Here is a 12122-nt window from a genome sequence, read left to right as displayed (position 1 = left end):
TTAATGGTATAGGTATATAAGGATGTGAATTTATGCCTGAAAAGCAGAACGTACAACATTCAGAAAAAAAGTTTAGCTTAATAAATTTTTTTAGAGAGGTTAAGGCAGAGTTTAAACAAATAACTTGGCCTTCTAAACAAGAAACTAAGAAAAATTTAATTGCAGTTATAGTTTTTACTGTGATTTTTATATTAGTTATAGGTGGCATGGACTTAATTTTTAAAAACCTCTTTGAGTTAGTGTTTGGACTTAAATAATATAATGGAGGTTTGACGGTTTTTTAATCGTTAAGTAAAAAAATATGAGTGAAAATGAAGTAGCTAGATGGTATGTAATACACACATATTCAGGTTATGAAAATAAAGTTAAAGCCAACATAGAAAAAACTATCGAAAACAGAAATTTACAAGCATTATTTCAAGATATACAAGTACCTATGGAAGAATGTAGTGAAGAAAAAGATGGAAAGGTTAAAATAACTTTAAAGAAGAAATTCCCTGGATATGTTTTAGTAAAAATGTTAATGACAGATGACTCTTGGTATGTTGTAAGAAATACTAGAGGAGTTACTGGCTTTGTGGGTCCAGGATCAAAACCTGTACCACTTACTGATGAGGAGATTGAATCAATGGGTGTATGTGAAACAGCACCTGATATCGACTTGGAAGTAGGCGAAACTATAAATATTATTTCTGGTGCATTAAGCGGATTTTCTGCTTCAGTACAAGAAATTAATGTAGAGCAAAGAAAAATAAAAGCATTGGTTGATATGTTCGGAAGAGAAACAATCGCCGAATTAGAATTAAATCAAATACAAAAAATTTAAATTAAGAAAATTATTAGACGAAAGTCTTAATAAAGTGGGAGGGTAGAGCCCGAAATTACCACAGTATAGGAGGAATAACTCATGGCTAAGAAAGTAACAGGAATGATAAAGCTTCAACTTGCTGCAGGAAAAGCAACACCAGCACCACCAGTAGGACCAGCTTTAGGTCAACACGGTGTAAATATAATGGGATTTTGTAAGGAGTTTAATGCAAAGACTGCTGATAAAGCGGGATTAATTATACCAGTTGTAATAACTGTATATCAAGATAGATCATTTAGTTTTATACTAAAAACTCCACCAGCTGCAGTTTTAATTAAAAAGGAATTAGGATTACAAAGTGGATCTGGGGTTCCAAATAGAACTAAAGTTGGAAATATAACTAAAGAACAAGTTAGAAAAATTGCTGAATTAAAAATGCCTGACTTAAATGCAGCTACAATAGAATCTGCAATGAGTATGATAGAAGGTACTGCAAGAAGTATGGGTGTAGTAGTAGTAGAATAATTTATTCACAAATAGGTGGGAGGTATTAACCGTTAAGACCACGGAGGAGGATTACATTAATGGGAAAAAAATATATTGAAAGTGTAAAATTAATAGATAGAAGCGCATTATATACTCCATCAGAAGCATTAGAGCTTTCTGTTAAAACAGCAAAAGCTAAATTTGATGAAACTGTAGAATTGCATGTAAGACTTGGTGTAGATCCAAGACACGCAGATCAACAAGTTAGAGGAGCAGTTGTATTACCACACGGTACTGGTAAAACTGTTAGAGTTTTAGTATTTGCAAAAGGGGAGAAAGCTAAAGAAGCAGAAGCAGCTGGAGCTGATTTTGTTGGAGCTGATGAATTAGTTCAAAAAATTCAAGGAGAAAACTGGTTTGATTACGATGTTGTAGTAGCTACTCCAGATATGATGGGTGTTGTTGGTAGATTAGGTAGAGTTTTAGGACCTAAAGGATTAATGCCAAATCCAAAGTCAGGAACAGTTACATTTGACGTTGCTAAAGCTATAGCTGATATCAAAGCTGGTAAAGTTGAATATAGAGTAGATAAAACTGCTATAATTCATTGCCCAATAGGAAAAGCATCTTTCGGTTCAGAAAAATTAATGGAAAATTTCCATACACTAATGGATGCAATAGTTAAGGCTAAACCAGCTGCTGCTAAAGGACAATATATAAAATCTGTATCAGTTTCTTCAACTATGGGACCTGGTGCTAAGATTAATCCAACAAAAGTTTTAGACTAATTTTATTTAATTTAGTTGACATAACTATAATAGAATGATAAAATGAATGCTGTTGGAAAAAGTAAATAAGGCTTCCGTAGACAGTAGGTACCTTAGGGTTAAATAAAAATAGCCTACCGAGGATCATTAGTTTAGATAATGAGTCTTCCTATGTCTACGGGAAGGCTTTCTTAATATATAAAGCAGTTTCAAACTGTGAGGAGGTGGACACGGTGAACAAAAATAGACAATTAAAAGAAGCTAAAGTTGCAGAAATTAAAGAAAAACTAGAAAAAGCTCAAGGGATTGTTCTTGCTAAGTATCAAGGTTTAACAGTTGAACAAGATACTAAATTAAGAAAATCTTTAAGAGAAGCTGGTGTAGAATATAAAGTGTATAAAAATACTTTAGTTACATTAGCAGTTAAAGAATTAGGATATGAAGGTGTTGTTCCTTTTTTAGAAGGACCAGTTTCAATAGCATTTGGTTATGAAGATGCTACTGCACCAGCTAGAATACTTAATGATTTTGCTAAAGAAAACAAAAAATTAGAATTAAAAGCTGGTATAGTTGATGGAGAAGTTTATGATTCAGATAAGGTTAAACAACTTGCATCAATACCATCAAAGGAAGTTTTACTTGCAAAACTTCTAGGAAGCTTCAATGCTCCAATATCAAATTTTGCTTATTTAATTAAAGCTATATCAGATAAAAAAGAAGCAGAATCTGCTGAATAATCAAATAAATGAAAAAAAGTTTTGGAAAAAATTCGGAGGTGTAAATTATTATGAATAAAGAACAAATTATAGAAGCTATAAAAGGTATGACTGTTTTAGAATTAAATGAATTAGTAACAGCTTGTGAAGAAGAATTTGGAGTTAGCGCTGCTGCTCCTGTAGCTGTAGCTGGTGGAGTTGCTGGTGCTGGTGCTGCAGAAGAAAAAACTGATTTCGATGTTGTATTAACTAATGCAGGATCAAGCAAAATAAAAGTTATTAAAGTAGTTAGAGAATTAACTGGTTTAGGATTAAAAGAAGCTAAAGAAATAGTTGATGGAGCTCCTAAAACATTAAAAGAAGGCGTTGCTAAAGATGCTGCTGAAGAAATGAAAGCTAAATTAGCTGAAGTTGGAGCTGAAGTAGAGCTTAAGTAATTTAAGTTTTTAAAAATAAAAGAGATACTTTTTGAAGTATCTCTTTTTTTATGAAATTATTGGAGTTTTGCAACTTTGAAATATTTTTGTTAAAATATTTACAGATATATTGACAATATTCAAACTCTATGATACCATAACTAAATGTACTACGCTTTGATAGTACTTTTTTTATCATAAATTTAAAAGTATAACTAGATAAATTTTGGTTATAATTAGAAATAATGTGTGTGCGATCCGAAAGCATAAGTCCTTAGGGAAAGTATGCTTTTGGTTATTTTAGTTTATACAAGGGGTGAAAGTTGATGGTACATCCTGTCCAAGTTGGAAAAAGAACAAGAATGAGCTTTGGTAAAATTAAAGAAGTGGCAGAAATGCCAAATCTAATTGAGGTACAATTAGATTCTTATAATTGGTTCTTAAAAGAAGGTCTTGATGAAGTATTTGCAGATATAAATCCTATAACAAATTTTACAGGGAATCTTGTCCTTGAATTTATTGGATTTAAGCTAGACAAAGGAAATACAAAGTATTCAGTAGAGGAATGCAAAGAAAGAGATACTACTTATGCAGCACCATTAAAAGTTGCTGTACGACTTCAAAACAAAGAAACTGGTGAAATAAAGGAACAAGAAGTTTTTATGGGGGATTTCCCATTAATGACAGAACAAGGTACATTTATTATAAATGGTGCTGAAAGAGTTATTGTTTCACAATTAGTCAGATCACCAGGTGTCTATTATAATTACAGTGTTGATAAAACAGGTAAAAAATTATATTCAGCAACTGTAATCCCTAACAGAGGTGCATGGTTAGAGTACGAAACTGATTCTAATGATGTAATTTATGTTAGAATAGATAAAACAAGAAAATTACCTATAAGTATATTAGGTAGAGCTTTAGGTTTTGGAAGTGACCAAGAACTTTTAGAGTACTTTGGTGAAGAAGAAAGATTTAAAGCTACTATAGAAAAAGATAATACTAAAACAACAGAAGATGCTTTATTAGAAATCTATAAAAGATTAAGACCTGGTGAACCACCTACTGTAGATAGTGCTATATCTTTAATAGATACCTTATTCTTTGATGCTAAAAGATATGATTTATCAAGAGTTGGAAGATATAAGTTTAATAAGAAACTTGCTTTAAACTTAAGAATAGCAAATCAAATTGCGGCTGAAGACATAATAGATAGATTAACAGGTGAGGTTTTAGTTAGTAAAGGTGAAAAAATTTCTAGAACTGATGCTGAAGAGATTCAAAATAGAGGTATTAATTCTGTTGATGTTATTGTAGAAGACAGAATAATAAAGGTTATTGGAAATCATTTTGTAGATATTAATAGATATGTTAATTTTGATATATCTGACTTAAATATAAAAGAGCTAGTTCATTATCCTACATTGATGGAAATATTAGATGGTTGTAGTGATGATGATTCAATAAAACAAGAAATTAAGAAGAATATAACTAAACTTATACCAAAACATATAATTAAAGATGATATTTTTGCAACTATAAGTTATCAAATAGGATTAGTTTATGGAATTGGATATGTAGATGACATAGATCATTTGGGTAATAGAAGGTTAAGAAGTGTTGGTGAACTTTTACAAAATCAATTTAGAATTGGTTTGTCAAGAATGGAAAGAGTAGTTAAGGAAAGAATGACTATTCAAGACCAAGAAACTATTACACCTCAACAATTAATCAATATAAGACCTGTTGCAGCTTCTATCAAGGAATTCTTTGGAAGCTCACAATTATCACAATTCATGGATCAAACAAATCCTTTATCAGAATTAACTCATAAAAGGAGATTATCAGCATTAGGACCTGGAGGACTTTCAAGAGAAAGAGCTGGGTTTGAGGTTAGAGACGTACATCATTCTCATTATGGTAGAATGTGTCCTATAGAAACACCAGAAGGACCTAATATAGGACTTATAAATTCATTAGCAACTTATGCTAGAGTTAATGAATATGGATTTATAGAAACTCCTTATAGAATAGTTGATAAAAAAGCTGGAGTTGCTACTGGTGAAATACGATATTTTACAGCTGATGAAGAAGATCAATATTTAGTAGCACAAGCAAAAGAACCTTTAGATGAGGAAGGTCATTTTATAGATAAAAAGGTAACCGTTAGAGCTAAAGGTGATACAATAGTTGTTCCAAGAGAAGACGTTGATTTAATAGATGTATCTCCAAGACAGTTAGTATCAGTAGCGACAGCAATGATTCCTTTCTTAGAAAATGATGATGCTTCTAGAGCACTTATGGGATCTAACATGCAACGTCAAGCGGTTCCTTTATTAAAACCACAAGCTCCGGTTGTTGGAACAGGTATAGAATATAGAGCTGCTGTAGATTCTGGAGTTCTACCTAAGGCTAGAGAAGCTGGAACTGTAACTTATGTAAGTGCTAATGAAGTAAGAGTCAAAAATGATGTAGATGGTTCAACTCAGACTTATAGACTTCTTAAATTTAAAAGGAGTAACCAAGGTACATGTATAAATCAAAGACCAATAGTTTCTAAAGGTGAACATGTAGAAAAGGGTCAGGTTTTATCAGATGGACCATCAACTGATTTAGGTGAAATAGCATTAGGTAAAAATATCAGAATGGGATTCATAACATGGGAAGGATATAATTACGAGGATGCTATGCTAATTTCAGAAGAATTAGTAAGAGAAGACGTATTTACATCTATCCATATAGAAGAATATGAATGTGAAGCTAGGGATACTAAATTAGGACCAGAAGAAATAACAAGAGATATTCCAAATGTTAGTGAAGATACTCTTAAGGATATAGATGAAAGAGGAATAATTAGAATAGGTGCTGAGGTAAGATCAGGAGATATTCTAGTTGGAAAGGTTACTCCTAAAGGAGAAACTGAACTTACTGCAGAGGAAAGACTTTTAAGAGCTATTTTTGGGGAAAAAGCTAGAGAAGTTAGAGATACTTCACTTAGAGTTCCACATGGAGAAGCAGGTATAATTGTAGATGTGAAAGTATTTACAAGAGAAAACGGAGATGATTTATCACCTGGAGTTAATGAACTTGTAAGATGTTATATAGCTCAAAAAAGAAAAATATCTGTTGGAGATAAGATGGCTGGTCGTCATGGTAATAAGGGGGTTATCTCTAGAGTGTTGCCAGAAGAAGATATGCCATTTTTACCAGATGGAAGACCGCTTCAAATATGCTTGAATCCTCTAGGTGTTCCATCACGTATGAATATCGGTCAGGTATTAGAGGTTCATTTAGGATGGGCAGCTAGTGCGTTAGGGTGGCATATTGCTACTCCAGTTTTTGATGGAGCAACAGAAAGTGATATAGAAAAATGTCTAGAAGATGCAGGATATAACGCTAATGGAAAAACAGCGTTAAGAGATGGTAGAACTGGAGAAGAGTTTGATAATGATGTAACTGTTGGAATAATGTACATTTTAAAGTTGGCTCATTTAGTTGACGATAAAATACATGCAAGATCAACAGGACCATATTCACTAGTAACTCAACAACCATTAGGAGGTAAAGCACAGTTTGGTGGTCAAAGATTTGGAGAAATGGAGGTTTGGGCATTAGAGGCATATGGTGCTGCTCATACTCTTCAAGAAATACTTACTGTCAAATCAGATGATGTTGTTGGTAGAGTTAAAACTTATGAATCAATAGTTAAAGGAGAAAATATACCTGAACCAGGAATTCCAGAATCATTTAAAGTTCTTATAAAAGAACTTCAAGCATTATGTTTAGATGTTAAAGTACTAAATGATGATAATGAAGAAGTTAAATTAAAAGAATTTGTAGAAGATGATGTTGAAGAATTAGAAGTTAATATAGAAGGAACTGAAGAAAGAATAGTTTCAACACCAGTAAATGAGCCATCATTAACTACTGTTGAAGAAAGTAATGATGAGTTAGAAGAAGTAGTAGATTACGACAACATTAATATAGAAGATATTACTGGTGATTTAGAGTTAGATGATTTTAATTAACAATAGAATAATCCCTCACTTTTAATAGTGGGGGAATATTTATAATAATAAACTTAAATTTATGAAGGGAGGACACACCCTTGTTCGAGTTAAACAATTTTGATGCATTACAAATAGGTCTAGCATCTCCAGCTCAAATTAGAGAGTGGTCAAGAGGAGAAGTAAAAAAGCCTGAAACAATAAATTATAGAACTTTAAAACCAGAGAGAGATGGTCTGTTTTGTGAGAGAATATTTGGACCTATGAAGGACTGGGAATGTCATTGTGGAAAATATAAGAGAGTAAGATATAAAGGCGTAGTTTGTGATAGATGTGGTGTTGAAGTAACAAAATCTAAAGTAAGAAGAGAAAGAATGGCTCATATAGAATTAGCTGCACCAGTATCACATATTTGGTATTTTAAAGGAATACCATCAAGAATGGGATTAATTCTAGATATGTCTCCAAGAGCACTAGAAAAAGTTTTATATTTCGCTTCATATATAGTGATAGATCCAAAAGAAACTTCGCTATTAAAAAAGCAACTTTTAAATGAAAAAGAATATAGAGAAGCATGTGATAAATATGGTGATGATAGTTTCGTTGCAGGAATGGGAGCAGAAGCTATAAAATGTTTATTATCTGAAATAGATTTAGAAAGATCATCAGTTGAATTAAAAGAAGAACTTAAACAAAGTTCAGGACAAAAAAGAGTTAGAATAATAAGAAGACTTGAAGTTATAGAGTCATTTAGAAAATCAGGAAATAAACCAGAGTGGATGATTGTTGATGTTATACCAGTTATACCACCAGATTTAAGACCGATGGTTCAGTTAGATGGAGGAAGATTTGCAACATCTGACTTAAATGATTTATATAGAAGAGTTATAAATAGAAATAATAGACTTAAAAAGTTATTAGATTTAGGAGCTCCTGATATAATAGTAAGAAATGAAAAAAGAATGCTTCAAGAAGCAGTGGATGCTTTAATTGATAATGGTAGAAGAGGAAGACCGGTAACTGGTCCAGGAAATAGACCTCTTAAATCTTTATCTGATATGTTAAAAGGAAAACAAGGAAGATTTAGACAAAATCTTTTAGGAAAAAGAGTTGATTATTCTGGTAGATCTGTTATAGTTGTTGGTCCAGAATTGAAAATGTATCAATGTGGTCTTCCAAAGGAAATGGCATTAGAGTTATTTAAACCATTTGTAATGAAGAAGTTAGTTGAAGGTGGAATAGCTCATAACATAAAAAGTGCAAAAAGAATGGTAGAAAGAGTAATGCCACAGGTTTGGGATGTTTTAGAAGAAGTTATTGCAGATCATCCAGTATTATTAAATAGAGCACCTACTTTACACAGATTAGGAATTCAAGCATTCCAACCTGTTTTAGTTGAAGGTAGAGCTATCAAACTTCATCCGCTTGTTTGTACTGCTTACAATGCTGACTTTGATGGAGACCAAATGGCTGTTCACGTTCCGTTATCAGTTGAAGCTCAAGCTGAAGCTAGATTTTTAATGCTTGCTGCAGGAAATATAATGAAACCATCTGATGGAAAACCAGTTTGTGTACCTACACAAGATATGGTACTTGGATCTTATTATTTAACAATGGATAAAGATGGTGCAAAAGGTGAAGGAAGATATTTTTCATCAGTAGAGGAAGCTATAATGGCTTACCAAGTAAAAGACATAGATATACATGCTAAAATAAATGTCAAAGTGTTTAAGGAAATTAATGGAGAAATAAAATCAGGAATAATAAAGACAACTCCTGGATTTATTATTTTCAATGAATCAATTCCTCAAGATTTAGGTTTTGTTAATAGAGAAAATAAATCAGAAATGTTTGACTTAGAAATTAACTTTTTAATAACTAAAAAATCTTTAGGTAAAATTATAGATAAATGTTATTTAAAACACGGACCAACTAAAACATCAATTATGCTAGATAATATAAAAGCTACAGGATATCATTATTCATCAATTGGTGCAGTAACAGTTGCAGCATCAGATATGATAGTTCCTAAGAAAAAATATGAATTATTAGCAGAAGCAGATGCAACTGTTGATAAAATTGAAAAGATGTATAGAAGAGGTCTTATATCTGAAGATGAGAGATATGAAAGAGTAATTGAAAAATGGACTGATACAACAGAAGAGGTTGCTAATACTCTTATGAATAGTTTGGATAAATTTAATCCAATATTTATGATGGCAGATTCAGGAGCCAGAGGTTCTAAATCTCAGATTAAACAGTTAGCAGGTATGAGAGGACTTATGGCAAGTCCATCAGGTAAAATTATCGAACTTCCAATCAGAGCTTCATTTAGAGAAGGTCTTGATGTATTAGAATACTTTATTTCTACACATGGTGCTAGAAAAGGAAATGCCGATACAGCTTTAAAAACTGCCGATTCAGGTTACTTAACTAGAAGATTAGTAGACGTAAGTCAAGATGTTATAGTTAGGGAAGAAGATTGTGGTACAGATGAAGGATTATATGTAGAAGAAATCAGAGAAGGATTAGAAGTTATAGAAAGTTTAGCTGAAAGGCTAACAGGTAGATATGCTGCAGAGGATATATATGATTCAGAAGGTAAAGAACTTTTAGTCGCTAAAAATGGATATATGGATGCTAATTTAGCTGAAAAGATAGCTAGTACTGGTATAAAGAAAGTTAAAATTAGATCAGTATTTACATGTAATTCAAAGATAGGTGTATGTGCTAAATGCTACGGAATGAATATGGCTACAGCTCAAAAAATAAACATTGGAGAAGCAGTAGGAATAGTTGCAGCACAATCAATAGGAGAACCAGGAACTCAGCTTACAATGAGAACATTCCATACTGGTGGAGTTGCTGGAGCCGATATAACTCAAGGTCTTCCAAGAGTTGAAGAGCTTTTTGAAGCTAGAAAACCAAAAGGGTTAGCTATAGTAAGTGAGGTAGCAGGTTCTGTTAGAATAGAGGAAACTAAAAAGAAGAGAACCGTATTTGTGCTTACAGATTCAGGAGAAGAGCACACTTATGATATACCATTTGGTTCAAGACTTAAGGTACATGATGGTGATATTATAGAAGCAGGGGATGAGATAACAGAAGGTTCTGTAAATCCTCATGATATAATGAATATCAAAGGTGTTCATGGGGCTAGAGAATATCTTCTTTCAGAAGTTCAAAAAGTTTACAGACTTCAAGGTGTTGATATAAATGATAAACATTTAGAAGTTGTTGTAAGACAAATGACTAGAAAAATTAAGGTTTTAGAATCTGGTGATACTGATCTTTTACCAGGTGTGATGATAGATATGTTTAACTTTAGGGAAGAAAATGCTAGAATAGAAGCTTTAGGTGGTGAAAAAGCTACTGGAGAAGAAGTTTTACTTGGTATAACTAAAGCTGCTTTAGCAACAGAAAGTTTCTTATCAGCAGCATCATTCCAAGAAACAACAAGAGTATTAACAGATGCAGCTATAAAAGGTAAAATAGATCCACTTGTTGGGTTGAAAGAAAATGTGTTAATAGGTAAATTAATACCAGCAGGAACTGGAATGATAAGATATAGAAATGTTAAGCTTAATACTGAAAATAATGTTTGTGAAAAAGAAACAGCTATGGATTTAGAAGAATCAAATTAATTATGTTGACAGCATTATGCTTAAATGATAAAATACAGTTTGTGTGATTTGTAAAAATACTTAGTAATAAGTGTTTTAAAATTCAAATACTATTAAAAAATAGCCTACATTATAGTTAGGGCTAGAAGAATGTGTAAGAAGATATTTATCTGTTTACAACATTATTCTGGGAACATTAGTTAACATCTAACAATTAATTATAGATAGTTAAAAAAATTTAATCAGGAGGTGAAAATATGCCAACTATAAGCCAATTAGTAAGAAAAGGCAGAAAGACAGTAGCATCAAAATCAACTGCACCAGCACTTAAAGAGTGTCCACAAAAAAGAGGAGTTTGTACAGTTGTTAAAACAACAACTCCAAAGAAACCTAACTCAGCGTTAAGAAAGATTGCCAGAGTAAGATTAACAAATGGATACGAAGTTACAGCTTATATTCCTGGTGTTGGTCACAACTTACAAGAGCATAGCGTTGTTCTTATAAGAGGTGGAAGAGTTAAAGACCTTCCTGGTGTTAGATACCATATAGTAAGAGGAGCTTTAGACTCTGCTGGAGTAGCTAACAGAATGCAAGGAAGATCAAAGTACGGTGCTAAGAAACCAAAACAAAAATAGTGTTGTTTAAACTTAGTTGAAGTGCTTGACTTCAATTATTAAATAGATTAATTAATAGTTTATATATAGATGAAGCATGCACTTTACGGCAAATATTAAGTTATGTCGAGTACCGATGAACTTAAATTAAAATTGTTAAGGAGGGAAGAAAAGTGCCAAGAAAAGGACATATAGCAAAAAGAGATGTGTTACCAGATCCAGTATATGGTTCAAAAGTTGTTACTAAATTTATAAACAATATAATGGAAGATGGTAAAAAAGGAGTAGCGCAAAAAATATGCTACGATGCATTTGAAATAATTCAAGAAAAAACAGGAAAAGAGCCTGTTGAAGTTTTTGAAGAAGCAATGAATAATGTAATGCCTTTATTAGAAGTAAAAGCTAGAAGAATAGGTGGAGCTAACTATCAAGTACCTATTGAAGTTAGACCTGAGAGAAGACAGACTTTAGGAATAAGATGGATTCTTGCAGCAGCTGACAAAAGAGGCGAAAAATATGCTAGAGAGAGAGTAGCTGGAGAATTAATGGATGCAGCTAACAATACTGGAGCGGCAGTTAAGAAGAGAGAAGATACTCATAAAATGGCTGAAGCTAATAAAGCATTTGCTCATTACAGATATTAATAAAATAACAAAACTGTTTTGGTGTAAGCCAAAACAGTTTT

At 32.3% G+C, this 12122-nt stretch carries 10 protein-coding genes and 1 other annotated feature; all 10 genes read left to right on the top strand.

The features are described from left to right. Window positions 1–32: 32 nt before the first annotated feature. The 10 genes from secE (at window position 33) to rpsG (ending at window position 12081) form a co-directional block, all read left to right on the top strand. Window positions 33–257 (top strand): preprotein translocase subunit SecE, encoded by a 225-nt coding sequence (gene secE / locus HH195_RS09820; RefSeq protein WP_055260250.1) that lies wholly within the window; start codon window positions 33–35, stop codon window positions 255–257. Window positions 258–301: 44 nt separating this feature from the next. Continuing rightward, window positions 302–826, top strand: a complete 525-nt coding sequence (gene nusG / locus HH195_RS09815) for a transcription termination/antitermination protein NusG (protein ID WP_055260251.1) — start codon at window positions 302–304, stop codon at window positions 824–826. Window positions 827–907: 81 nt separating this feature from the next. After that, window positions 908–1333, top strand: coding sequence for a 50S ribosomal protein L11 (rplK, locus tag HH195_RS09810; protein ID WP_055260252.1), 426 nt, complete (start codon window positions 908–910; stop codon window positions 1331–1333). 59 nt (window positions 1334–1392) lie between these two features. Continuing rightward, the gene (gene rplA / locus HH195_RS09805; RefSeq protein ID WP_055260253.1) at window positions 1393–2082 is read left to right on the top strand and encodes a 50S ribosomal protein L1; all 690 of its coding nucleotides are present in this window, start codon (window positions 1393–1395) and stop codon (window positions 2080–2082) included. 56 nt (window positions 2083–2138) lie between these two features. Then, window positions 2139–2263: a sequence feature (ribosomal protein L10 leader region), on the top strand. A gap of 31 nt (window positions 2264–2294) precedes the next feature. After that, window positions 2295–2798, top strand: a complete 504-nt coding sequence (rplJ, locus tag HH195_RS09800; protein WP_055260254.1) for a 50S ribosomal protein L10 — start codon at window positions 2295–2297, stop codon at window positions 2796–2798. A 50-nt stretch (window positions 2799–2848) separates the two neighbouring features. Then, window positions 2849–3214 (top strand): 50S ribosomal protein L7/L12, encoded by a 366-nt coding sequence (gene rplL / locus HH195_RS09795; protein WP_055260255.1) that lies wholly within the window; start codon window positions 2849–2851, stop codon window positions 3212–3214. 305 nt (window positions 3215–3519) lie between these two features. Beyond that, window positions 3520–7221 carry a DNA-directed RNA polymerase subunit beta gene (gene rpoB / locus HH195_RS09790; RefSeq protein ID WP_055260256.1) on the top strand — a complete coding sequence of 1234 codons (3702 nt, stop codon included), beginning with the start codon at window positions 3520–3522 and terminating at the stop codon, window positions 7219–7221. Window positions 7222–7301: 80 nt separating this feature from the next. Continuing rightward, window positions 7302–10844, top strand: coding sequence for a DNA-directed RNA polymerase subunit beta' (gene rpoC, locus HH195_RS09785; RefSeq protein ID WP_055260257.1), 3543 nt, complete (start codon window positions 7302–7304; stop codon window positions 10842–10844). Between the two features lie 236 nt (window positions 10845–11080). After that, window positions 11081–11458 (top strand): 30S ribosomal protein S12, encoded by a 378-nt coding sequence (rpsL, locus tag HH195_RS09780; protein WP_055260258.1) that lies wholly within the window; start codon window positions 11081–11083, stop codon window positions 11456–11458. A 152-nt stretch (window positions 11459–11610) separates the two neighbouring features. Next, complete coding sequence (gene rpsG / locus HH195_RS09775; protein WP_055260259.1) at window positions 11611–12081, top strand: 30S ribosomal protein S7; 471 nt, start codon at window positions 11611–11613, stop codon at window positions 12079–12081. Window positions 12082–12122 lie beyond the last annotated feature (41 nt).

It is taken from the genome of Candidatus Sarcina troglodytae (assembly GCF_015708635.1).
GTDB lineage: Bacteria > Bacillota > Clostridia > Clostridiales > Clostridiaceae > Sarcina > Sarcina ventriculi.
Note: the sequence above shows the minus strand (reverse complement) of the source record. Positions and strands in the feature narration are given on the sequence as shown.

Coding starts and splice junctions, on each gene's coding strand:
- rplK (WP_055260252.1), top strand. CDS start 908: ATGGCTAAGAAAGTAACAGGAATGATAAAGCTTCAACTTGCTGCAGGA.
- secE (WP_055260250.1), top strand. CDS start 33: ATGCCTGAAAAGCAGAACGTACAACATTCAGAAAAAAAGTTTAGCTTA.
- rpoB (WP_055260256.1), top strand. CDS start 3,520: ATGGTACATCCTGTCCAAGTTGGAAAAAGAACAAGAATGAGCTTTGGT.
- rplA (WP_055260253.1), top strand. CDS start 1,393: ATGGGAAAAAAATATATTGAAAGTGTAAAATTAATAGATAGAAGCGCA.
- rplL (WP_055260255.1), top strand. CDS start 2,849: ATGAATAAAGAACAAATTATAGAAGCTATAAAAGGTATGACTGTTTTA.
- rpsL (WP_055260258.1), top strand. CDS start 11,081: ATGCCAACTATAAGCCAATTAGTAAGAAAAGGCAGAAAGACAGTAGCA.
- nusG (WP_055260251.1), top strand. CDS start 302: ATGAGTGAAAATGAAGTAGCTAGATGGTATGTAATACACACATATTCA.